This is a genomic window from Alteromonas sp. HB246098 (assembly GCF_054890645.1).
The window spans coordinates 313,712-338,179 of sequence record NZ_JBTZUG010000002.1; the positions used below are offsets into that span (position 1 = coordinate 313,712).

At 45.3% G+C, this 24,468-nt stretch carries 23 protein-coding genes; 22 read left to right on the forward strand and 1 reads right to left on the reverse strand.

Annotation, left to right across the window (positions count from 1 at the left end; genetic code table 11):
* Positions 1-6: 6 nt before the first annotated feature.
* Entirely contained in the window at positions 7-783 is a 777-nt protein-coding gene (gene suhB, locus ACYTPF_RS07240) for an inositol-1-monophosphatase (RefSeq protein WP_461851732.1), read from the reverse strand.
* A 370-nt stretch (positions 784-1,153) separates the two neighbouring features.
* On the opposite strand from suhB, the gene trmJ reads away from it, so the two are divergent.
* The 22 genes from trmJ (at position 1,154) to der (ending at position 24,433) form a co-directional block, all read left to right on the forward strand.
* A complete protein-coding gene (gene trmJ, locus ACYTPF_RS07245) occupies positions 1,154-1,903 on the forward strand; it encodes a tRNA (cytosine(32)/uridine(32)-2'-O)-methyltransferase TrmJ (RefSeq protein ID WP_179984066.1) in 750 nt (249 codons plus the stop codon).
* 6 nt (positions 1,904-1,909) lie between these two features.
* On the forward strand, positions 1,910-2,734 hold the full coding sequence (cysE, locus tag ACYTPF_RS07250; RefSeq protein ID WP_461851733.1) for a serine O-acetyltransferase: 825 nt from the start codon (positions 1,910-1,912) through the stop codon (positions 2,732-2,734).
* Positions 2,735-2,903: 169 nt separating this feature from the next.
* Positions 2,904-4,358 (forward strand): flavin-containing monooxygenase, encoded by a 1,455-nt coding sequence (locus ACYTPF_RS07255; protein WP_461851734.1) that lies wholly within the window; start codon positions 2,904-2,906, stop codon positions 4,356-4,358.
* Between the two features lie 50 nt (positions 4,359-4,408).
* The gene (locus ACYTPF_RS07260) at positions 4,409-5,329 is read left to right on the forward strand and encodes an alpha/beta fold hydrolase (RefSeq protein WP_461851735.1); all 921 of its coding nucleotides are present in this window, start codon (positions 4,409-4,411) and stop codon (positions 5,327-5,329) included.
* 228 nt (positions 5,330-5,557) lie between these two features.
* Positions 5,558-6,043: a Fe-S cluster assembly transcriptional regulator IscR gene (gene iscR / locus ACYTPF_RS07265; RefSeq protein WP_179984062.1), complete on the forward strand. Its 486-nt coding sequence runs from the start codon at positions 5,558-5,560 to the stop codon at positions 6,041-6,043.
* 18 nt (positions 6,044-6,061) lie between these two features.
* Entirely contained in the window at positions 6,062-7,228 is a 1,167-nt protein-coding gene (locus tag ACYTPF_RS07270; protein ID WP_461851736.1) for an IscS subfamily cysteine desulfurase, read from the forward strand.
* A gap of 464 nt (positions 7,229-7,692) precedes the next feature.
* The gene (gene sufB / locus ACYTPF_RS07275) at positions 7,693-9,129 is read left to right on the forward strand and encodes a Fe-S cluster assembly protein SufB (RefSeq protein ID WP_269917414.1); all 1,437 of its coding nucleotides are present in this window, start codon (positions 7,693-7,695) and stop codon (positions 9,127-9,129) included.
* A 3-nt stretch (positions 9,130-9,132) separates the two neighbouring features.
* Positions 9,133-9,894 (forward strand): Fe-S cluster assembly ATPase SufC, encoded by a 762-nt coding sequence (gene sufC, locus ACYTPF_RS07280; protein WP_179984059.1) that lies wholly within the window; start codon positions 9,133-9,135, stop codon positions 9,892-9,894.
* Complete coding sequence (sufD, locus tag ACYTPF_RS07285; RefSeq protein ID WP_461851737.1) at positions 9,891-11,147, forward strand: Fe-S cluster assembly protein SufD; 1,257 nt, start codon at positions 9,891-9,893, stop codon at positions 11,145-11,147. Before sufC ends, sufD begins: the two co-directional genes overlap by 4 nt.
* Positions 11,144-12,361, forward strand: a complete 1,218-nt coding sequence (locus ACYTPF_RS07290; protein ID WP_461851738.1) for an aminotransferase class V-fold PLP-dependent enzyme — start codon at positions 11,144-11,146, stop codon at positions 12,359-12,361. The genes sufD and ACYTPF_RS07290 overlap by 4 nt, the downstream gene beginning before the upstream one ends.
* A 9-nt stretch (positions 12,362-12,370) precedes the next feature.
* Entirely contained in the window at positions 12,371-12,727 is a 357-nt protein-coding gene (locus ACYTPF_RS07295; RefSeq protein WP_025255915.1) for a HesB/IscA family protein, read from the forward strand.
* A gap of 51 nt (positions 12,728-12,778) precedes the next feature.
* Positions 12,779-13,312 (forward strand): putative Fe-S cluster assembly protein SufT, encoded by a 534-nt coding sequence (sufT, locus tag ACYTPF_RS07300; protein ID WP_179984056.1) that lies wholly within the window; start codon positions 12,779-12,781, stop codon positions 13,310-13,312.
* Between the two features lie 54 nt (positions 13,313-13,366).
* Complete coding sequence (locus ACYTPF_RS07305) at positions 13,367-13,777, forward strand: SufE family protein (protein WP_461851739.1); 411 nt, start codon at positions 13,367-13,369, stop codon at positions 13,775-13,777.
* Between the two features lie 277 nt (positions 13,778-14,054).
* Positions 14,055-14,486 carry a nucleoside-diphosphate kinase gene (ndk, locus tag ACYTPF_RS07310; protein ID WP_012519000.1) on the forward strand — a complete coding sequence of 144 codons (432 nt, stop codon included), beginning with the start codon at positions 14,055-14,057 and terminating at the stop codon, positions 14,484-14,486.
* Positions 14,487-14,792: 306 nt separating this feature from the next.
* Positions 14,793-15,911 (forward strand): dual-specificity RNA methyltransferase RlmN, encoded by a 1,119-nt coding sequence (gene rlmN / locus ACYTPF_RS07315; protein ID WP_179984055.1) that lies wholly within the window; start codon positions 14,793-14,795, stop codon positions 15,909-15,911.
* Between the two features lie 24 nt (positions 15,912-15,935).
* A complete protein-coding gene (gene pilW / locus ACYTPF_RS07320; RefSeq protein ID WP_461851740.1) occupies positions 15,936-17,123 on the forward strand; it encodes a type IV pilus biogenesis/stability protein PilW in 1,188 nt (395 codons plus the stop codon).
* Positions 17,124-17,129: 6 nt separating this feature from the next.
* Positions 17,130-18,212, forward strand: a complete 1,083-nt coding sequence (locus ACYTPF_RS07325; protein ID WP_461851741.1) for a RodZ domain-containing protein — start codon at positions 17,130-17,132, stop codon at positions 18,210-18,212.
* Between the two features lie 8 nt (positions 18,213-18,220).
* Positions 18,221-19,339, forward strand: coding sequence for a flavodoxin-dependent (E)-4-hydroxy-3-methylbut-2-enyl-diphosphate synthase (gene ispG, locus ACYTPF_RS07330; protein ID WP_461851742.1), 1,119 nt, complete (start codon positions 18,221-18,223; stop codon positions 19,337-19,339).
* An 82-nt stretch (positions 19,340-19,421) separates the two neighbouring features.
* Positions 19,422-20,705: a histidine--tRNA ligase gene (gene hisS, locus ACYTPF_RS07335; RefSeq protein ID WP_461851743.1), complete on the forward strand. Its 1,284-nt coding sequence runs from the start codon at positions 19,422-19,424 to the stop codon at positions 20,703-20,705.
* Between the two features lie 12 nt (positions 20,706-20,717).
* The gene (locus ACYTPF_RS07340) at positions 20,718-21,338 is read left to right on the forward strand and encodes a YfgM family protein (RefSeq protein ID WP_461851744.1); all 621 of its coding nucleotides are present in this window, start codon (positions 20,718-20,720) and stop codon (positions 21,336-21,338) included.
* Positions 21,339-21,382: 44 nt separating this feature from the next.
* On the forward strand, positions 21,383-22,642 hold the full coding sequence (gene bamB / locus ACYTPF_RS07345; protein ID WP_461851745.1) for an outer membrane protein assembly factor BamB: 1,260 nt from the start codon (positions 21,383-21,385) through the stop codon (positions 22,640-22,642).
* 345 nt (positions 22,643-22,987) lie between these two features.
* Positions 22,988-24,433, forward strand: a complete 1,446-nt coding sequence (gene der, locus ACYTPF_RS07350; protein WP_461851746.1) for a ribosome biogenesis GTPase Der — start codon at positions 22,988-22,990, stop codon at positions 24,431-24,433.
* The last annotated feature ends 35 nt before the right edge of the window (positions 24,434-24,468 follow it).

Consider the following 24,468-nt stretch of genomic DNA (forward strand, 5'->3'; position numbering starts at 1 on the left):
TGCTTCTTATTTCAGGTGCTTAACTAGGCCTTGAACAACCTTCACGCTACCAGCAACAATTTCGCCTTTGTGAAGTGGGTCGTTACCGCCTTTGAAATCTGTTACCAAACCGCCAGCTTCACGAACAATAAGCTCACCTGCTGCGACATCCCAAGATTTAATACCACGCTCCCAGTAACCGTCGTGACGGCCAGCCGCAACGTAAGCAAGGTCTAGCGCTGCACTACCTGCGCGGCGAATGTCACCCACTTCGTGGAAAATTTTGTTTAGGCTAAGTGCATACTCGCCAAACTGAGATTTGTTTTTGAAAGGTAGGCCAGTAGCAATAATGGTTTCAGTAAGGTCACGTGGTTTAGAAGCACGGATACGATAGCCATTTAGCTGTGCGCCTTGACCACGGCTCGCGGTAAATAATTCACTGCGAATTGGGTCGAAAACAACCGCTTGGTCTAGACGACCTTTGTGAAGAAGTGCAATTGAAACGGCAAAGTGAGGGATGCCTTTTACAAAGTTAGTGGTGCCATCTAGCGGATCGATAATCCACTGATAGTCTGTTTCTGTGCCCAGAACCTCACCCGCTTCTTCGCCTAGGAAGCAATGGTTCGGGTAAGACTGCTGAATTTTGGCAATAATTGCTTGTTCCGCTTCTTTATCAACTTGAGTAACGAAGTCGTTTAAGCCTTTTGACTCTGTCGCTACTTCATTATGTTTTTCAAAACCACGAACAATAACTGTTCCAGCCGCACGCGCAGCGCGCACCGCAATATTCAGCATAGGATGCATAGATAAACCACCAATTGTAAAAGACCAATGAAACAAACCAGCTGTATAAAAAATAGCTAGTTGTTTACGAAAACGGGCGGAGTCTACCAGAATCTATGCGCGTTGCAAATGAATTCCCACCAGCGAAACAATTAATGATATCCCGTATTTTTTACAGCGCTGATTAGAATTATCCTCAATAAGAGCCGTGGGGAAGGGGCAAACTGGCCGGTTCAAAAAATTATATAGCATGCAATGTAGCTTAAGGGGACGTGAGCTGCTCATAGCCTTCTATACTGCCGCTATGATAAACTTGAACTTATTTAAGATTGTAGGGTGATACGCGTTCGCGAATATCATCTAATTATAAAAGTACGTAGGTATCACACGCATGCTCGAAAATATTCGCATCATTTTGGTTAACACTTCTCACACTGGAAACATAGGCTCAACAGCGCGTGCTATGAAGACCATGGGCCTGAGTAGCCTTTATCTTGTTGATCCAGTAAATGAACCTGATGGTCAAGCGAGTGCCCTAGCAGCAGGTGCGGGCGATGTGCTGGCAAATGCTAAAATAGTAGGAACATTAGAAGAAGCTGTTAAAGACTGTGGCTTAGTGGTAGGAACGTCAGCGCGTTCGCGCACTCACTCGTGGCCTATGCTTGGCCCCCGTGACTGCGGAGAGAAGCTTGTACAGGAAGTAGAAAAGTACCCAGTAGCCTTGGTTTTCGGCCGTGAAAACAGTGGTTTGACGAATGAAGAATTGCAGCAATGTCACTTTCACATGTGCATTCCCGCTAACCCTGAATATAGCTCGCTTAACTTAGCGGCTGCAGTTCAAACACTGTGTTATGAAATTCGCATGGCGTATTTAAATCGCGAAACTTATCCAAGCGTTGAAGAAGAATACCCGCTAAATGACGATTTAGAGCGTTTTTATACCCATTTGGAAACAACGCTTGAAGGCACGTCTTTTATACGTAAAAGCCACCCAGGTGTGGTAATGACTAAGCTACGCCGCTTGTTTAACCGCGCACGTCCTGAATCTCAAGAGCTTAATATTTTACGCGGAATATTGGCGTCTATCGATAAATCGGTTAAAAGCGCTAACTCCACCGAAAATAAAGACGAGAAAGAGTAAGCAGTTATGTTTGCCCGTATTAAAGATGATGTAAAAGGCGTTTTTCACCGCGACCCTGCGGCTAGAAATACCTTTGAAGTATTAACCAACTATCCTGGCCTTCATGCTGTGTGGCTACATCGAATTAGCCACAAATTGTGGAAGGCAGAATGGAAATGGTTGGCACGCACATTATCAACGTTTAGTCGTTGGCTTACGGGCATTGAAATTCATCCAGGGGCAACGTTAGGACGACGGGTATTTATCGACCACGGTATGGGCGTCGTTATCGGTGAAACCGCCGAAATTGGCAATGATGTTACCCTATACCATGGGGTGACTCTTGGTGGTACTAGCTGGAAAGCCGGCAAGCGTCACCCAACCCTTAAAAACGGCGCAGTCGTGGGGGCGGGGGCTAAAGTCTTAGGGCCGGTTACCATTGGTGAAAATGCCAAAGTAGGGTCCAATTCTGTAGTTGTTAAAGATATTCCAGACGGCGCTACAGCAGTTGGCATTCCCGGTCGTATTATTATTTCTAAGCAAAAAGAGTCGAATGCCACGGTAAATCCTCAGCGCGATAAAATTGCTCAGAAATATGGTTTTGATGCCTATGCAGTCGCGCCAGATAACCCTGACCCAGTGGCTAATGCTATGGGAATTATGCTAGAGCACATGCATCAAATGGATACGAAAGTGGAAGAGATGTGCAAGGTCATTCAGTCATTGGGTGGCGATGTGTGTACCGATAATTTACACAACATCAGTGCTGAAGATTTCGCAGATACGGGCTTTGATTTAACAGAAACTCAAGAGCGCGAAAAAGCCCATTCATCCTTCGACCCAGCAATTTAAAGCTTAAGCCCTATTTAATTCTAATAGGGCTACAGATATTCTGCCTCTATACTGCAACAGTAACAGTAAATAAAAAGACTGCTTTTACAATGATTTAACATCTGTGTTGACTAGTGTAAGACTCCAACATACATTGTGGTAACGTTAGTTATGGCTTTTCAGGGATGTTATGGAGAGCGAGTTACCACTTTTAGACGTTTTGATCGTAGGAGCGGGTATTTCAGGTATTGGCTGTGCATATCACATTCAAAATAAATGCCCTGACTTGTCCTATTCGATTATTGAGGCCAGGGGCGATCTAGGCGGAACTTGGGATTTATTTAAGTATCCAGGAATACGGTCAGATTCCGATTTATTTACCTTTGGTTACGACTTCAAACCGTGGAAAGAGAAAAAAGCTATAGCTGATGGCGCGTCAATTAAAGCCTATGTTGATGAGACCGCTGCTGAAAATGGGATTAAGGAACATATACGCTTTTTGACACGTGTCGTGGATATAGACTGGCAAAGCGATAAGAAATATTGGCGAGTAACGTTATCGTCAGAAAAAGGCGGACAGCAAGAACAAATCGCTGCAAGATGGATATTTAACGCATCAGGTTATTACCGATATGACAAAGGTTATACCCCAAACTTTAAGGGGCAATCCCGCTTTAAAGGTCTAATCGTACACCCCCAGCATTGGCCCGAAGACCTAGAATACGAAAATAAACGCGTAGTGGTGATAGGTAGCGGTGCTACAGCGGTAACGCTAGTTCCCGCATTAGCAAAAAGCGCGTCGCACGTGACTATGCTGCAAAGAACGCCATCCTATATATTGCCTGTCCCCGTTGATGATCCGGTCGCAGAATATTTACATGCATGGTTTAGTGAAGATACAGCGGTTAAAGCTGCGCGTCGGTTTAATATAGCGAAACAGCGCTGGGTGTACGGGTTTTGTCAGCGCTTTCCGCATCGTGCGCGCAAAATAATACGCATTCTTAATGCAAAGATGCTACCAGCAGGGTACCCAGTAGATACTCACTTTAACCCACCTTATAACCCTTGGGAGCAGAGGCTTTGCGCAGTTCCAGGTGGTGATTTATTCGAATCAATTTCAAGTGGAAAAGCGTCTGTTGAAACGGATACGATAGATACATTTACCGAATCGGGAATTAAACTCAATTCGGGGCAGCATGTAGATGCCGATATTATAGTAACGGCAACCGGCTTAAATCTTCTGCCATTAGGTGGATTAGTTCCTAAAATAGATGGCAAAGCTGTTACGCTTTCAGAGTGCGTTACGTATAAGGGTATGCTGCTTAGTGGCGTGCCTAATTTTGCGATTGCGGTTGGTTATACATCTTCTTCATGGACCTTAAAAATAGGTTTGTTATGTGAGCATTTTACTCGTCTATTGAACTATATGAAGCAACAGGATTATGTAGCATGTATACCCGTTGCCACGCAGAATATGGAAACACAGCCGTTACTTAACTTCGGGGCCGGTTACATTCAACGTTCATTAGATAAGTTACCCCGACAAGGGATGCATTATCCCTGGTCTATGTCGTTTAATTATGCAGAAGATGTAAAGATTTTCCGAAAAGGGCGGGTAGACGATCCTGCTCTTAAATTCGAATAGAGTTTTGAGCGTTCTGCGATACCCTGTATTTACTAAACGAGAATATTTATATGAGCTTAGCCCAGCATAATGAGAAATTTGTAACGCTTAATAACGGTGATACATTCTGTTATGCCGAACATGGTAGTGAAAACAGTGAGACAATCGTACTTATTGTCGGATTGGGTCTTCAATTAGTTTACTGGCCAAAAGCACTAATAGAACGCTTAGTGGCCAGTGGTTTCCGTGTTATTTGCTTCGACAATCGCGATGCTGGAAAGTCGGTGCGCAGCAACACACCGCATCCTTCTCTCCTTCAGCAACTAAGAGGCAAGGCTCCTAAAGGGGCTTACGGGCTGGAGCGTATGGCTGAAGATACTGCCCAGCTTTTGGAGGCGCTAAATATCGAAAGCGCACATGTTGCTGGAATGTCTATGGGAGGGATGATTGCGCAAACTCTCGCGAGCCTTCATCCAGAAAAAGTGCAATCTATGACATCGATTTTCTCTACCACTGGAAGTCGAAAAGTCGGTCAACCGTCTTATTCAACGCTATGGCGTTTAGCAAGAGCAAAGGCACCAGCATGTGAAAATGATGCGGTTAGAAATTATGAAGCAATGATGACTCATATAGGTGATGCGGCAGCTGAAGATGCCATAAACCAATGGCACCAATATGCGAAATTAGCATGGCAGCGCAATGGTGGTAAGAGTGATGCAAAAGCCCTGTTTCGGCAAATTGGTGCAATCATGAAATCAGGTGATCGAACACCAATGCTTAGAAACGTTAAAACACCAACGTTAGTGATACACGGAGACGTCGACCACATGGTTCACCCAAGTGGTGGCGCTGCAACTGCTAAAGCTATATCTGGTGCTAAGCATCAGGTTCTGCGAGGGTTACGCCATCAAATTGATAATATTCAGTCACATCGAATAGCAGACAGTATTCTTGCTCATATCCACTTAAATGCTAATGGTAAGCGGGCATAATAAACGTGAATTTTTGCGTATGAAATATATATTCTTTGAAGAGCGCAATCATAAGTAAAAACACCGCTAAAAAATGCTTTGTGTTACAATGCATCAGAGCTTATATCTCTAATAAACAAAAGCGATTACACGCATCAATAATACCTGACTAAATTACTAGGTCTTATACTTGACCATTTTAGTCGGGTATGTGAAAATTCCCGCACTACAAAACGGCGGGAGAATTCAATGAAACTCACTTCAAAAGGGCGCTATGCGGTTACCGCAATGCTTGATGTCGCTTTGCATTCAAAGCGTGGTCCAGTGCCTCTTGCCGATATTTCAGAACGACAAGAAATTTCCTTATCTTATTTAGAGCAGCTTTTTTCTCGACTGCGTAAAGAGCAGCTAGTAGACAGTGTTCGCGGGCCCGGTGGCGGTTACCTATTAGGCCGCGAAGCGAGTGACATTGCAATAGGCGAAGTCATTCGCGCCGTCGACGAGTCTATTGATGCTACGCGGTGTCAAGGGCAAGCTGATTGCCAAGGCGGTGATCGTTGCTTAACCCATAGCTTGTGGCAAGACCTAAGCGACCGTATTGCCGCATTTTTGAACTCGATTACGCTTGGTGAATTAATGGCTAAGCGCGATGTGCAGGAAGTGGCCGGTCGTCAGGACGGTAATGCATCACTTCGTCATATCACTAAAGATATCGAAGTAAGTATTCAACTTTAAATTGGTATTGAGTAACGCATGGCTTTATCAACACCCATTTACTTAGATTACGCAGCAACGACCCCGGTAGACCCAAATGTGGCTGAGGCGATGGCAAAATGCTTAACGTTAGAAGGTAACTTTGGTAACCCGGCTTCTCGTAGCTATCGCTTCGGCTGGATGGCTGAAGAAGCGGTAGATGTTGCTAGAAATCAAATTAGCGACGCGCTGAATTGCGACCCTAGAGAGATTGTTTTTACCTCGGGCGCAACTGAGTCAAACAACCTCGCCATCAAAGGTATTGCGCAAGGCTATGCCGACAAAGGTAAGCATATTATTACCGTAAATACCGAGCACAAAGCGGTATTAGATACCTGTGAGTATTTACAGAGCCAGGGCTTTGAAGTTACGTATCTTGAAGTTCAGTCAAACGGGTTAATTGACTTAAAAGAGCTAGAAAACGCGTTGCGTGAAGACACTATTTTAGTATCGGTCATGCACGTTAATAACGAGCTTGGCGTTATTCAAGACATCAAAGCCATTGGGCAACTTTGTCGCGAAAAAGGCGTGTTTTTTCATGTGGATGGTGCGCAGAGTGTTGGCAAGATAGCGATTGATTTGGCTGAGCTTCCGATAGACTTACTGTCGATATCAGCCCATAAAATTTATGGCCCGAAAGGGATGGGGGCTTTATATGTGCGTCGTCGCCCTAAAATCAATTTAGTGGCACAGATTCATGGCGGTGGACACGAGCGCGGCATGCGTTCGGGTACCTTAGCCACCCATCAAATCGTGGGAATGGGTGAAGCTATTGCACTGGCGTCATCAAAAATGGAAGAGGACAGTACGCGCATCTTAAAACTGCGTGAATCGCTGTGGCAGGGTCTTCAACAGCTTGGTGATATTTACCTAAACGGGCATGCCACGCAGCGCATCCCCGGCATATTGAATGTGAGCTTTGCGGATGTAGATGGCGAAAGCTTGATGATGGGCTTAAATGACATTGCCGTATCTTCAGGGTCGGCGTGTACGTCAGCGAGTCTAGAGCCTTCTTATGTACTAAAAGCCATTGGCCGTAGTAATGAGCTGGCTCACGCAGGTATACGATTTAGTGTAGGGCGTTTTACGACCCAAGAAGACATTGATTACGTAGTAAACAAAGTCGTTGATGTAACCACGCGACTGCGACAAGCGGTTTTAGCATAAGCGCTAATAGTCGTTTAGCTAGGTGTTTGACTAAGCGCTAGAAACAGAGCTTAGTGTAGAGTCGGATCAACCATTAGAGCGCAGATTTGAGCAAGCGTTATTGCTTGGGACAATGCGTAGGTTGTGTTAACACATTCTATTGATTTTAGGGAATGTGGACGAAAATTAATGCGAGCTTGAAGGAAATTGAGCTTCAAGCAGCGTTTAGAACATGTGAGTGGCCATAAATTAATGGCTGAATATTTGAGTGAAATAGTCGGGTATTATATACTACGGCACCAAAATTTTAGGCTGTCCGCAATGTAACTGGCAGTTTCAGCAATTCTTTGGGGGCTAAACCCAGATAAATAAAGTTGTTGAAGTTGAAGATTTGCATAAATTACCAAGACCGTGGGGTGATTTATTTGCTAGTTAAGTAGAAAGCGCTGTGGCAGCAAATGCAGGCAAACAAGTGAGATCCCAACATGAGTGAACAGATCGAACAGGCGTTAGAAAGAAAGTACGATGCAGGTTTCTATTCAGAAATCGAATCTGAAACGTTTGAGAGCGGCCTGGACGAGTCGGTTATCCGCCGCATATCAGCAATGAAAAACGAGCCTGAATGGATGCTTGAATGGCGTTTGAAGTCTTACCATGCATGGCTAGAGATGGAAGAGCCAGACTGGGCGCACGTCGACTATCCAAAAATTGACTATCAAGCGATCTCTTACTACTCGGCACCAAAGAGTATGAAGGATAAACCTCAGTCGTTAGACGAGGTGGATCCAGAGTTACTGCGCACATACGAAAAGCTGGGTATTCCGCTACACGAACAAGAAATGCTGGCGGGCGTTGCTGTAGATGCGGTATTCGATTCGGTATCGGTAGTTACAACATTCCGTGAAAAGCTTGAAGAAGCAGGCGTTATTTTCTGCCCAATTTCTGAAGCAGTTCAGAAGTATCCTGATCTTGTTAAAAAATACATTGGCTCAGTAGTTCCGCGTACTGACAACTATTTCGCCGCGCTAAACAGCGCCGTATTTACTGATGGTTCATTTGTTTATATTCCAAAAGGTACACGTTGCCCAATGGAGCTTTCTACTTATTTCCGAATAAACGAAATGAACACAGGTCAGTTCGAGCGTACCTTAATCGTCGCTGATGAAGGCAGCTATGTAAGTTACCTTGAAGGTTGTACAGCGCCACAGCGTGACGAGAACCAGCTTCACGCAGCAGTGGTAGAGCTTGTTGCGATGGACGATGCCCAAATTAAGTACTCAACGGTACAAAACTGGTACCCAGGCGATGAGAACGGTAAAGGTGGCATTTACAACTTCGTTACTAAACGTGGTGTAGCGCATACCAATGCGAAAATATCTTGGACACAGGTTGAAACGGGCTCTGCGGTTACGTGGAAATACCCAAGCTGTGTTCTTAAAGGCGACAACAGTGTGGGTGAATTCTATTCAGTAGCGCTAACGCGCGGTCGTCAGCAGGCTGATACCGGTACTAAGATGATTCACGTGGGTAAAAATACCAAGTCGACCATCATCTCTAAAGGTATCTCAGCAGGGAACAGTAACAATGCTTATCGCGGTCTTGTTCAAATGGGCCCGCGCGCAGACGGTGCACGTAACTTTACCGAGTGTGACTCGCTACTTATCGGTGATAAATGCGGCGCGCACACATTCCCGTATATCGAAAGTCGTAATCCTTCAGCCATTGTTGAGCACGAAGCAACAACATCGAAGGTGAGTGACGAACAATTATTTTTGTGTCAGCAACGTGGCTTAGACACAGAGAAAGCCGTTTCTATGATTGTTAACGGTTTCTGTAAAGAAGTATTCAAAGAGCTGCCAATGGAATTTGCCGTAGAAGCCGGCAAGCTGCTCGAAATTAGTCTTGAAGGTTCAGTGGGGTAATCAATGCTTAGTATCAAGAATTTACATGCCAGCGTGGAAGAGAAAAACATCATTAAGGGTCTTAACCTTGAAGTTAAACCTGGTGAAGTACACGCTATCATGGGTCCCAACGGAGCCGGTAAAAGTACACTAGGTTACGTACTATCTGGCCGTGACGGTTATGAAGTAAGCGAAGGCGAAGCCAAGCTTAATGGCAAAGACCTACTTGAACTTGAAGTAGAAGAACGTGCCCGCGAAGGCCTTTTCCTTGCATTCCAATATCCAGTAGAAATTCCTGGCGTTAGCAATATGGAATTCATGAAAGAGTCGGTAAACGCTATGCGCGAAGAGCGTGGCGAAGAGCCTCTATCGGCTGCTGAGTTTCTTAAAAAAGCTAAAGAAGCCTGTAAGCAAGTTCAGCTTCCACTAGACTTCCTAAAGCGTGGTGTGAACGAAGGTTTCTCTGGTGGAGAGAAGAAGCGTAACGAAATCATGCAAATGATTTTGCTAGAGCCAAAGCTTTGCATTCTAGATGAATCTGATTCAGGCCTTGACGTTGACGCGTTACAGGTTGTTGCAGATGGCGTTAACAGCCAGCGCGACGGTGAGCGCAGCTTCATCGTTGTAACCCACTATCAGCGTCTTCTTGATTACATTAAGCCTGACTTTGTGCACATTCTTGCTGACGGCAAAATCGTGAAAAGCGGCGACGCTTCACTTGCACTAGAAGTAGAGAAGAGCGGTTATGCATTTTTAGGTAAAGCGTACGAGGAGGCTGAGGCATGAGTCAATGGCTAGAACAGGTCATTGATAGCGCACAGCGCGACGATTATTTATCGCCCGTGCGTCAACAGGCCTTAACACAGTTAAAAGCTGACGGCTGGCCAGCGCGCAGAAGCGAGAGCTGGCGTTTTACGCCGCTCACGCCTGTAGAAAAGCGTGAAGCGAAACAAGCTGTCCAAGCAGACAGCCTGCCAGTTCCAGCAATAGAAAACCTGAATGCTATCGACTTGATTTTCGTTGATGGTGTATTGGTAACGCAAGTAAACACCTTGAACGTGCCTGTTGGCATGACAATTACGTCGCTCAATACCGACGATACAGCTACGCAGCAAGCTATTAGCAGTGTTTACGGTCAAGTTAAGCCAACCCGTCATATGTTTGGTTTGGTTAATGACGCGCTTTGCCAACACGGTATATTTATTAGTGTTGAAGCCGGCGTAAAAATCGACACGCCAATTCGCATCGTGAACATGGCTTCACAAAATGTCGACGCTCATACGCGTGTAGTAGTGAAAGTAGCAGAAGGCGCAAGCGCGACTGTTATTGAGCAAGGTTTCGGTGATACTGAAAGCCTAACCACTGCGTTTGCTGAATATGATTTGGCGGATGATGCTCACCTAGAGCACTATCGTTTTGCCATGTTTACTGGCAAAGCCAAGCAACTAGGCGGTAGTCACTTTAAACTGCATAACCGCACTACGCTTAACAGCACTATGGTGGGCTACGGTAGTGAGCTATCTCGTTTAGACGTAGATATTCACCATGCTGGTGAATTTGCTGACGCGAAAATGAACGCTATTTATCTTCTGGCAGAAGGCGAGCTATTTGACCTTCACTCAACCATTGAGCACGCTATGCCAAATGGTACAACAGAAGAAAACGCGCGCGGTATAGTTGGCGATAAGGCCCGGGCGGTATTTAACGGTCGTATTCATATTCATCGCGACGCACAAAAAACACTCGCTGAGCTTAACAACCGCAATCTATTGCTATCTCGCCGAGGCGTTATTAATACTAAGCCTGAGCTAGAGATTTACGCCGATGACGTAAAATGTGCTCATGGTGCGACGGTGGCAGAGATTGAAGAAGAAGCCCTATACTACATGCTTACTCGTGGTATTCCGCGTAGTAAAGCACTGGTTATGCTGAACTTCGGTTTCATTCAAGAGCTTATTAACGATGTGCCAAACGTAGCGGTACGTGAGTGGCTTGCGCCTATCTTAAGCGAGCGTTTCGCCCAGATGGAGGTGAAATGAGTTTAGACGTTGCAGCACTTCGTGCCCAGTTTCCTATTTTATCGAAAACGGTAGACGGCAAACCGCTGGTATACCTCGATAACGCGGCAACAACACAAAAACCACAGGCGGTGATCGATGCCTTGGTAGATTTTTACACGGGTACGAACGCAAACGTGCACCGCGGAGCGCATCATTTATCAGATGAAGCCACGCGCCGCTACGAAAATGCACGTACCAGCGTTGCTACGTTTATTAACGCTAACGTTCGCGAAGAAGTCATTTGGACTGCCGGTACCACTGAAGCTATTAATATCGTCGCTAATGGTTTAAGTCAGCTACTTGCTGAAGGCGATGAAGTGATGGTGACCGAGCTGGAGCACCACGCTAACTTAGTTACTTGGCAGCAAGCTTGCCGCCGCTCGGGAGCAACGTTAAACGTTGTGCCTATTTTCGATAGTGGTGAGCTTGATGTTGAAGCATTTGACAGGTTGCTATCTAAAAACACTAAGCTGGTGGCTTTTCCCCATGTATCGAATGCGTTAGGTACAGTTAACCCAATTAAGGCACTTACTCAAAAAGCGAAAGCAGTTGGCGCATGGGTATTAGTAGATGGCGCTCAGGGCATTGCCCACGGCGGCGTTGACGTACAAGATATTGGTTGTGACTTTTACGCATTTTCAGGGCACAAACTTTTCGGTCCAACGGGCATAGGTTGCTTGTGGGGCAAAAAAGAAGTGCTTGAAACCTGGCCAGTATGGCAGGTAGGCGGTGAGATGATCAAAGATGTGACTTACCATGAAGCTACATGGGGTGCATTACCAAACCGCTTAGAAGCTGGCACGCCTAACATTGCTGGCGCCATAGGTATGGGTGCAGCAGTAGATTGGTTTAGTGCCCTTGATATTAATGCGCTGCACGCGCATGAGCAGAAGCTACTTGCCTACGCTACCGAGCAAGCAGAAGCGCTTGACGGCATGCGTATCATCGGTACTGCTCCTAAAAAAGTAGGGGTGCTCAGCTTCTTACTTGATGGCGCTCACCCCGCAGACGTTGGCTTTATTCTGGATAGGCAAGGCGTTGCAATTCGTACCGGCGATAACTGTGCACAGCCGTTAATGAAACGCTTTGGTATTCCGGGCACCGCCCGTGCGTCGTTCTCAATTTACAATACGCTTGAAGAAGTAGACAGCTTATTCGCTGCGCTTAAGAAAGCAAAAATGATGTTGGCCTAAGGAGGCATTATGAGTGTTGAAACTTTCGTACCTAGTACAAAGCTCATTACGCTAACTGACAGTGCCGTTAAGCATTTCGAAAGTAAGCTTAAAGACAAGCCTGGTCAGTTAATTCGTTTATCAACCAAAGTAAGCGGCTGCACGGGTTATGCTTACGTGCTTGATTTCGCTGATGGCGCACAAGCAGGGGATGAAATTGTAGAGATTTCTCCTATTGTAAATGTGGCTGTCGCAGCTGATGCAACAGACCTTTTGCGTAATACAGAAATTGATTACGTGACTGAAGGTGTGAATGGCATCATCAAGTACAACAACCCTAACGTGGTTGATGAATGTGGGTGCGGCGAAAGCTTCAACGTGGGCTAACGCCTGCGTACATCCCCCACAACCAGTATTACCAAGAGTACAAAGTCGTTTATGAAGCAAAAAATGGTGACCACCGAGCGTGAATGTAAGGCACGTTTGGTTCCTGCAGGCAATCCCACCGTTATACCCGAAGGTGAGTTTGTTAATATCACGCAAGAGCTAGGTGGTAATTACACCGTAACCTGGCGTGGTAATATGTACCGTATTGACGGTACCGACGCTGGTGCAATTGGCCGTAAAGCCATGACGCTAAGCTTTGACGCTCCCGAGGATGGGAACATCAGTGAGCAGCAAGTGTGGGATGCTTTAGAAACTATCTATGACCCAGAAATTCCAATTAACCTTGTATCGCTCGGCCTTATCTATAAGGTGGATATTGACCAAGCATCTGGTGCCGTAAATATCGATATGACACTTACAGCACCGGGCTGTGGCATGGGTCCAGTTTTAGTAGGTGATGTTGAATATCGCGTAGCTATGGTGCCTCATGTTAAAAACGTGAACGTGGAGTTGGTTTTCGACCCAGCTTGGTCACGAGACATGATGAGTGAAGAAGCACAGCTTGAAGCGGGTTTGTTCTTTTAAGCGGTTGATATACCGCCTACCTATAATTCTTTTTACACAATTACGGAAATTTCAATGCAACTACCTAGCAGTGACGAAATTATTGATGATTTAGCGTTCTTCGACGATTGGGAACAGCGTTATCAGTACATCATTGACTTAGGAAAATCTATTCCGGGTTTACCAGAAGATGCTAAGACGCCTGAACGTCTAGTAAAGGGATGCCAAAGTAGCGTGTGGTTGGTAGAGTCTTACGACGGTGCTAAAATCAATTTTGATGTTGACAGCGATGCCGTTATTGTTCAAGGGTTACTAGCGCTAGTACTTGCCGCCTATAATGACAAAACGCCAAAGGATATCTTAGCGTTTGATATCGACGGCTATTTTGAAGCGTTGGATCTCGAGCGTCATATCACCCCAACCCGAGGCAATGGTTTACGCGCTATAGTGGGTAAAATTCAAGAGCTTGCAAAAGCTAACGCCTAAAGCCTTATCGTTGGGTCAGTTAATCCAACTTCACGTTAACCTCCGATAGCATCCACAGTGAGTGCAGATATTATTGCTTTAAAATATCTGCCTTCGCACAATAATGTATACATTGTCATCATATTGTCATAGCTATTGGGTTAATCTGGCACTACATTACAAGTAAAAACAATACGTTACGCCTGATTTAAAAAGGCGCTGGTCAAGCCGTTATTAATTGCCTATAATTCGCGGCCAAAATTTAAAGATACATACACTATTTGTTTGGAGAGAGAACATGGCTCTTGAGCGTACTTTTTCGATTATCAAGCCTGATGCGGTAGCTAAAAACGTAATCGGTGCAATTTACAACCGTTTCGAATCTGCAGGTCTTCGCATTGTGGCATCTAAGATGATCCACATGAGCAAAGAGCAAGCAGAAGGCTTCTATGCAGAACACAAAGAGCGTCCTTTCTTCGGCGCACTTGTAGACTTCATGACGTCTGGTCCAGTTATGGTTCAAGTACTAGAAGGCGAAAACGCTGTTCTAGCTAACCGTGAAATCATGGGCGCAACTAACCCAGCTGATGCAGCTGCAGGTACACTGCGTTCAGACTACGCTGCGTCAATCGACGAAAACGCAGTTCACGGTTCTGACGCGCCTGAGTCAGCAGCACGTGAAATTGCTTACTTCTTCTCTGAAGAAGAAATCTGCCCACGTACTCGCTAAGATTACGTAGGTAGAAAGAATGGGGCCAAAAGGGCCCCGTTTTTTTTTTGAGCATGCTTTATGCTGCTTTTCTCGGGGCTCATTCAGGCAAGCTAAACCACGTTTCTCGCGCATTACCAAACTTAACGTTTCTCTGCGTTAAATCGACTTTTTCTCATATCTCATCTGTGGTAAAATCCGCACAAATTTTAATCAGCGTATTTCTTTTTCTTTAATGCCGGTCAAGGCATAAACGATTCGCTGGTTTTTACACCATATTCAGCAGTTAGAGGGGCATCCCTCGAAGGTAAAAGGGTCATCTTATTCATGGCAAAAACTAACTTATTAAACTTAAATCGCGAAGGCTTGCGCAATTTCTTCAAGGAAATGGGCGAGAAACCATTTCGTGCCGACCAGGTAATGAAATGGATTTACCAGCACGGCGTCAGCGATTTCGAGGAAATGAGTAACCTCAATAAAAACCTTCGCGCGATGCTGATTGAAAATTGCGAGATTAAAGCTCCTGAAATTGCTTACTTCCAAGAAGCGAGCGACGGTACTATTAAGTTCGCACTTACCCTTGAAGGTGGTCAGGAAGTTGAGTCTGTTTGGATCCCCGAAACTGATCGGGCGACGTTATGTGTATCGTCACAAGTGGGTTGTGCACTAGAGTGTACCTTCTGTTCAACGGCGCAACAGGGGTTCAACCGTAATCTAAGTGTGAGCGAAATTATTGGTCAGGTATGGCGCGTAGCTACCTTCCTTGGTCTTTCTAAAGACTCAAGCAAACGCCCAATCACCAATGTAGTGATGATGGGCATGGGTGAGCCGCTGCTTAATCTTAAAAACGTAGTGCCGGCCATGGACATTATGCTAGATGATTTTGGTTTCGGTCTATCTAAGCGCCGCGTTACGCTAAGTACTTCTGGTGTTGTACCTGCACTTGATATGCTGGGCGATCAGATTGATGTAGCACTTGCTATCTCGCTTCACGCGCCCACCGACGAACTGCGTAATGAAATTGTACCGGTTAATAAGAAATACAATATCGAAGCATTCTTAGCAGGGGTACGCCGCTACCTAGCTAAATCTAAAGCTAATCAAGGTCGCGTAACCGTTGAGTATGTAATGCTATCGAATATCAATGACAGCACTGAGCAGGCACATCAGCTGGCTAAGGTATTAAAAGATACCCCTAGTAAGATAAATTTAATACCTTTTAACCCATACCCAGGTTCGCCATACACTTGTTCTAGCAACTCACGTATCGACAGATTCTCAAAAGTGCTTATGGATTATGGGTTTACCACTGTTGTACGTAAAACCCGAGGCGATGATATTGACGCGGCGTGCGGTCAATTAGTGGGCGATGTAGTAGACAGAACGAAAAGATTGTTAAAAAAACAGGTGAAGGGCGAAGCAATTTCAGTAAAAATGGCCCAATAATCATTAAGATAATAGGGTAAGACTATGATTGCAGGATTGCGAACTTCACTTAGAATTGGATTATTAAGCGCGGTAATACTTACTGCTGGCTGTGTTAGCAACAGCCAACCAGGCATGTATGGTGGTGACTTTGACCACGAAGAAGCCGCCAGGACGCGGATGTCTCTTGGCCTTACTTACCTCCAAAATAATAATTACACGCAGGCGAAAAAGAACCTCGACAAGGCGCTTGCGTTTGACCCTCACTCTGCAGATGTTCAGTACGCTATGGCGTATTACTACCAGTTGGTAGGCGATAACCTGCGAGCAGAAGAGTATTACAAAACTGCCATTGAACTAGCGCCTGACGATGGGGATATTGCCAATAGCTATGGTGCGTTTAAGTGCCAAAATGGCGAATACGATAAAGCCAAGGCTTATTTCTTTAAGGCAATTAACAACCGTCTTTACGCAAACGCGGCGCAAACATACGAAAACCTAGCCTTGTGCGCGCAAAGCCAAGGGAAACTTGATCAAGCAATCGGCTACTTCAAGGACGCTTTACAGCACCAACCAGCACGAGGTAAGAGTCTATTCTTGTTAAGTGAACTGTATACAGTGTCAGAGCAGTGGGACCTAGCCGAAATAACACTTCAAAAATACCAACGTGTTGCCAAGGTTACACCGGATTCATTGTGGCTGGCTTATGAAATAGCTAAAGGCAAGAAAGATTTGGAAAAGGCGAAAGGGTATGGCGATATGTTGCTTTCTCTGTTCCCTGAAAGTGAACTTACGAAGCGATATTTGGTTCAGCGCGACTCGCTTCAAAAGAAAGTCGTAATAAAATCCAAGGCTTCTTCTCCTGAGAAAAAGGCAGTACAACCCGTTGTTGAGCAAGAATCTGAAAAAGCCGTTCAAAAGCAAACTGGCGAAAGTGCAAGTGAGCCGTTGGCTTCTAATACAACCGGGGTTGAACAATCAAGCGACACCCTAAGTGGTAAGCAAAAGCAGGTTGCCATGGTAGAAGCCGAAGATACAGAGCAAAATACTGAATTATCTGCGCCTGACGACAAATTCCATGTAGTAAAAGAGGGTGAAAACTTATATCGTATTTCTTTATTGCACAATATCAAAATGGCAACACTGCAAGCGTGGAATAACCTTGAAAATACTGGCGCTATTATTGCTGGTCAGACGCTTTGGTTAGTACCACCAGGTATGCAGGAGGAATAAGGTTTAATGGTGTCAGAAGAAAACGCGAATCAAGAAGTTACTTCGCAACAACAAGAAAATACGCCAAGTCCAGGGGCAATGCTTAAAGCACGTCGCGAAAAGCTAGGTTTGTCTCAGCAAGATATTGCCGATAAGTTGTTTCTAAAGGCTAAACAAATCAATGATTTAGAAAGTGATGTAATTGATGAGAACTCGTCAGTTACCTTTACTAAAGGCTACGTAAGAAATTATGCCAAACAATTGGGAATGAACTCCCATGAGGTTATTGAGGCATTTGAACGCTTCCACAACCAAACATCAGTACCTTCATCGGAAAAACTACAGAGTTTTTCAAAACGTGTCGCAAAACAGACACACGATGACCGCTGGATGATGGTTACCTATGCGATTTTACTTCTCATCATTGCTGGCGTTGTCGTGTGGTGGTATCAACAGCCAAGCGACGACACCGTTGCTGAACTGCCCTTAAATGAGGCCGTAAAGAGAGAGGCGGCAAACACGCCAATTTCTTCAAATGCCAGAACAGCAAATGGAAATTTAGGCGGTGCTGAAACTTTACAAGGTGAGTCGGCTAAAACACTATCAACGGGAAGTTCAGAGAAAGGCTCATCTCAAATCAATAATGTCTCAAATACAGGCTCTGATGACGCTGAATTGGCAGGCGCAAACAGCGATGTAAATGGGCAGGATAATGGTCTTAACCAAAATGGCGACCTTGACGATGGTGCCATTTCTGCTCCTGACAGTGCAGTTGATAGCAGTAACAATATTACTGCACTCGTAAAGGCGGCAGGTAGCGATAATGAAACATTAGCTGATACCGCTCTTAACACTCAAACTGAAGCTTCGCCTATCTCAATGGTTTTTACCTTTGACGATGACTGTTGGGTTAATATTAAAGACGCCTCGGGCGAAGCGATCGCCTACGGTGTAAAGCAAAAAGGGCGTGTAATGGAGATTGAAGGCGTTCCGCCTGTTGAAGTTACGCTCGGCGCACCGGATAATGTGCGCATATCAGTTAACGGCGAGGCTGTTGATATTTCTCCATATCAAAATGGTAGAACAGCTCGCTTTGTACTTCCTTTATAGGTAATTAGATGTTTGCAGAAAGCCCTATTAAGCGCCGAAAGTCTACGCGTATTAATGTAGGTAACGTTCCTATTGGTGATGGTGCTCCCATTGCTGTTCAATCTATGACAAATACCCGCACCACTGATGTGGCTGCGACTGTCGATCAAATAAACCGTATTGTTGCTGTGGGCGGCGAAATTGTTCGCGTATCGGTACCCACTATGGAAGCTGCTGAAGCCTTTAAAGAAATTAAGCAACAGGTAAGTGTACCACTTGTTGCAGACATTCATTTTGACTACCGCATTGCGCTTAAAGTAGCTGAATACGGCGTAGATTGTTTGCGGATAAACCCAGGTAATATTGGCAATATGGAGCGTGTACGTTCGGTTGTCGATTGCGCAAAAGATAAAAATATTCCTATCCGAATCGGTGTTAATGGCGGTTCTTTAGAAAAAGATTTACAAGAAAAGTATGGCGAGCCCACACCAGAAGCCCTTGTCGAGTCGGCTATGCGCCATGTGGACATTTTAGATAAACTCAATTTTGACCAGTTCAAAGTAAGCGTTAAAGCATCGGATGTATTTCTTGCTGTTGGCGCATATCGCTTGCTGGCGCAAAAAATAGATCAACCTCTGCACTTAGGTATTACCGAAGCTGGCGGCCAGCGTGCCGGCGCGGTTAAGAGTGCGGTTGGGCTAGGTATGCTTTTAGCTGAAGGTATTGGCGATACACTTCGTGTTTCGTTAGCGGCCGATCCAGTGGAAGAAATTAAAGTAGGCTTCGATATATTAAAGTCACTGCGTATCCGCTCACGGGGAATCAATTTCATTGCTTGCCCAAGCTGTTCTAGACAAGAGTTCGACGTTATCGGCACCGTAAACGCGCTAGAGCAACGATTAGAAGATATTCTTACCCCAATGGACGTGTCTATCATCGGTTGCGTGGTTAATGGTCCTGGCGAAGCCGAAGTGTCTGATCTAGGCCTTACTGGTGCGCGCAATATGAGCGGTCTTTACGAAGATGGAAAACGCGTAAAAGAGCGCCTTCCAAATGATGATTTGGTCGATAAGCTAGAAGCTAAAATTCGCGCCAAGGCATCGCGTATGAGTGAACAAAATAAAATTCAGGTATCAGTCAAAGACTAAGGCATTTTTTGTTCATTGTTGTTTACTCCCAAAGCCCCTATAATGCGGGGCTTTTCACTATTTAGCAGTATGAGAATTTCACGTGGCTAAGACTATTCAGGCAATTCGAGGCATGAATGACTGCCTACCGGAGATTTCCGGTACATGGCAGAAGGTAGAATCTGTACTTCGTCAAACGGTGGCGAGTTATGGTTACCAAGAAATACGCACACCCATCGTTGAAAGCACCGACTTATTCAAACGTTCTATCGGAGAAGTGACCGATATCGTTGAGAAAGAAATGTATACCTTCGAAGATAGAAATGGCGACAGTTTAACGCTGCGTCCAGAAGGTACGGCAAGTTGCGTGCGCGCGGGTAACGAACATGGTTTATTGTACAACCAGCAGCAACGCCTGTGGTACATGGGGCCCATGTTCAGACACGAACGCCCACAGAAAGGTCGCTATCGCCAGTTCCATCAGTTTGGTGTAGAAACCTACGGCATGGACGGCCCTGACATCGATTTAGAAGTTATTCTTCTTAGCGCACGTTTTTGGAAAGCGTTTGGTATCGAAAAGCATGTAAAGCTTCAAATAAATACGTTAGGTTCAAATGAAGCACGCGCTGCATATCGCGATACGCTGGTTGAATTCTTAAAAGCGCGTGCAGACCAGCTCGACGAAGATTCACTGCGTCGACTTGAAACTAATCCACTTCGTGTACTTGATTCAAAGAACCCTGACGTTCAGGCCGCTATAGCTGACGCGCCAGCGCTAATCGATCACCTAGATGAAGAATCTAAAGCTCACTTTGATACGCTGTGTTCGCGCTTAACCCAAGCAGGCATCGAGTTCGAAATAAATCCTCGCTTAGTACGCGGGTTAGATTATTACAACCGTACTGTGTTTGAATGGGTTACCGATAGCCTAGGTGCACAAGGTACAGTATGTGCTGGCGGTCGTTACGATGGCTTAGTAGAGCAGCTTGGCGGTAAAGCTACACCTGCGGTAGGCTTTGCTATGGGTATCGAACGTTTGGTACTGTTGCTGACTACACTAACCGAAGAAGGTCAGGATACGAGCTTCGCCGACGTATATGTAACGGCAATGGGTAATGAAGCGCAGTCTTATGCTATTGAAGTGGCAGAACACCTTCGAAATACCCTTCCTAACACTCGCATTATGATGCATTGTGGCGGCGGAAACTTTAAGAAACAGTTGAAACGTGCAGATAAAACCGGCGCACGTTTAGCGCTGCTTTTAGGTAATGATGAAATGCAGTCTCGCGAAGTGGGTGTTAAACCCCTACGCGACGGTCAAGAACAAATTACGGTCAGTTTTGATGCCTTATCTGATAAGGTTGCAGAGATGCTGAGCGCAAAATAAATAGAGGACATCATGGAACAGTTCGCAACAGAAGAACAACAAGTAGAAGCGATTAAGCGTTTTTGGAAAGAGCACGGTACAGCTATTATCGTCGGCGCTGCGCTAGGTTTAGGCGGCCTATGGGGCTGGAGAGCGTATTCTGAAGCTCAAATTGAAAATAAAGAAGCTGCATCGGTTGCGTATCAAAATGCGGTAGAAACATTTGGTACCGAGGGAAGTGACGCAAAAGTTAAGGCCTTCATCGAAGAAAATAAAGATAGTGGTTATGCTAGCATTGCCAGTCTTCTTGCAGCTAAGCAAGCGGTAGAAGCAGGCGATTTAGACGCTGCTGCTTCGCATCTAAATAGCGTGGTTACCTTTGCTGAAAACGATGAAATGAAGGTGTTAGCGTCGCTTCGTTTATCTCGGGTGCAAATTGAAATGAACCAGCTTGATGCGGCGTTGTCTACGCTTAGCAATGTTACTAACGACGCATTTGCAGCAGAGGTTTCTGAACTAAAAGGCGACGTGTATCAAAAACAAGGCAAGTTTGACGATGCTCGTTTAGCTTATTCAAATGCGTTAGAAAAAAATGCCAACAATCCGCTTTTACAAATGAAGTTAGATAACCTGTCGGTTTCTGCTGCACAGTAAGCGATGCCCACTGGGCTGGTGTAAATAATAAAGAGGTACGCAATTTGTTTCACAACACGTGTGGCCGTAAAGGTCGATTTGCTCGCACGATAGGTATGGCATTGGCAGTGTCTATCACAATGTCTGGCTGCTCTACTATTTCAGACTGGTTTGCAGATGAAGAAGAACTAGAAATTCGTCGTTTAAAGCCGATTGAAGCTAAGTTTACTCCTGAATTAGTGTGGAACCGTGATATTGGTGATGGCGTTGACCATTATTTCTCACGTCTACGCCCTGTATACGCTTACGACAAGCTTTTTGCTGCTGATCGCCATGGCGCCGTTGTTGCGATGGAGCCAGAAACAGGAAAGGTGTTGTGGCAAAAAGACTTCGCACAGTTTCGCTCTGAAGGCATGTTGAGTTCGATAACCAAGCTATGGCAAAGTGGTGAAACAGCGCGTATTGGCGGTATTTCTGTTGCAGATAGACATGTATTCATAGGTACCGAAAATGGTTACATAGCGGCAATGGACGCAGAAACGGGTGAGCTTGTATGGGAAGCTACGGTACCTGGAGAAATTCTTGCAGCCCCAGCTGCCGATGAAGGGATCCTCGTGGTCAACACAGGCGCTGGAAGTTTGTTTGGTTTTAATACCCGAACTGGCGAGCGAATGTGGAGACACGAGGGCGATACGCCCCCATTAACGCTTCGCGGTATCTCAGGCCCCATTGCTTCAAACGGCGGCGCTATCGTGGGTACCCCGACCGGTAAAATTCAAGTAAACCTTATTGAAACCGGTGTGCTCGCTTGGGAAACAGTAATTGGAACGCCTTCTGGCGCGACAGAACTTGAGCGTATTGTCGATATTGATACTACTCCAGTACTTTATGGCGGAACTATATACACCGTTTCTTATAACGGCACATTGGCCGCTGTAGAGCTTCGTTCAGGTCGGGTTATTTGGAAGCGTGAATACGCATCATTCCGCAATCTGAATATCGATGGCAACAGTATTTTTGTTGTAGACAATAACTCTAATGTTTATGCCCTTGATAGACGAAATGGCGTAGAGCTATGGTCTCAAGGACTGCTTAAACAGCGTTCGCTAACTGCAGCGACCCCGGTGGGCGAACATATTGTAGTGGGTGATAATTGGGGCTTCCTACACTGGATAGAACAAGAATCTGGTGAAGTAGTGGCTCGACTAGATGTGGGCGGCGACGATGAAGACGATGCTATTTTCGCAGCACCGCTGAATGTTGACGGTAATATTATTGCTGTAACAAGAAATGGCGAAGTAGTCTCGGTACGCGCGCCAAACTAGTACTTCATAATTTAATACATCCTTTTAAGGGCGTTTTAGGTGTGACCTAAAACGCCCTTTTTATTTATTATTCTATTCGTAGTTTTGCTTGAATATCTTTACCGTGGTGTAGAATCACTATACCTGCGGTAACACGCTGCGATTAGAAACATTTTAATTCTCGCTGAGTGGGCAATTATCTATGCGGATTGGTATTAGATAGTGAACAAGGTATAATGCGCCCATTCTTAAAAGCCTCATCACATATTCTTAATCGTTAGAGAATAAACTTCCCAAACGTTGCTTGATTACATGGTGTGTGTGGCTTGTGCTTTTTTAGCTTTCATGACCCTTAGGATCTGATAAATGTTACCCGTTGTTGCTTTGGTTGGCCGCCCTAATGTTGGCAAATCAACCTTGTTTAATCGCCTTACTAATACCCGTGATGCACTTGTTGCAGATTACCCTGGGTTAACTCGCGACCGTAAATACGGTCAAGCGAAGTTTGAAAAGCGCCAGTTCATTGTTGTTGATACCGGCGGTATTACAGGTGATGAAGAAGGCATTGATGCCGAAATGGCGCAGCAGTCTTTATTGGCGATCGAAGAAGCCGATGTGGTTTTATTTTTGGTTGATGCAAGAGCAGGAATGCTGCCCGCCGACCAAGGTATTGCTGATCACCTCAGGCGCATAAACAAGAAAGTATTTGTTGTAGCCAACAAAGTTGACGGTATTGACGGCGATAGTGAAAGCGCAGAATTTTACTCTTTAGGTTTAGGTGAGATAAAGCAAATTGCAGCGGCACATGGCCGTGGCGTAAGCCAGTTACTGCAGGATGCTCTGAAACCACTAGAAGCCGACTTCCCAGACATGGAAATTGTCGACGAAGTGCCAGATGAAGAAGAAGATGCCGAAGCTCAGCGTCAGCGTTTACAAGAGTTGCCTATTAAACTAGCTATTGTCGGCAAGCCAAACGTAGGTAAATCAACTCTAACAAACCGCATCTTAGGTGAAGAGCGAGTTGTTGTGTATGACATGCCGGGTACAACCCGTGACAGCGTTTACATCCCTATGGAAAGGGACGAGCGTGAATACATCCTTATAGACACTGCAGGTGTAAGAAAGCGCAGAAAGATCAGTGAAGCCGTAGAGAAGTTCTCTATTGTAAAAACCCTTCAAGCGATTGAAGAAGCAAACGTGGTGTTATTAGTCATTGATGCCAGAGAAGGTATTACTGATCAAGACTTAAGCTTACTGGGTTTTGTTTTGAATTCTGGGCGCTCGCTAGTTGTGGCAGTAAACAAGTGGGATGGGTTAAGCACAGACGTGAAAGACGACATAAAGCGTGAAATGGACCGTCGCTTGGGCTTTGTCGACTTTGCGCGTATCCATTTTATTTCAGCGCTTCACGGTTCTGGTGTGGGTAACCTATTCGAATCTGTGCAAGAAGCTTATATGAGTGCGACCAAACGTATTAATACTGCGTTGCTTACTCAAATTATGGAAATGGCACAGGACGACCATCAGCCACCGCTTGTTCGCGGTCGTCGGGTGAAAATGAAGTATGCTCATGCCGGTGGCTATAACCCGCCTGTTATTGTTATTCACGGCAATCAGGTGGATGACCTCCCAAGCTCTTATAAACGTTTCTTAATGAACTATTTCAGGAGAGCGCTAGAGATTATGGGCACGCCTATTAAGATTGAATTCAGAGAGGGTAATAACCCGTTCGAAGGTAAAAAAGCTAATCTGACCTTGGCGCAGCAGCGCAAACGTCGCCGTATGATGTCTTACTACAAAGACAAAAAGTAAGCTTCAAAAGCGTCTTAAATACTCAGGCGTTATTT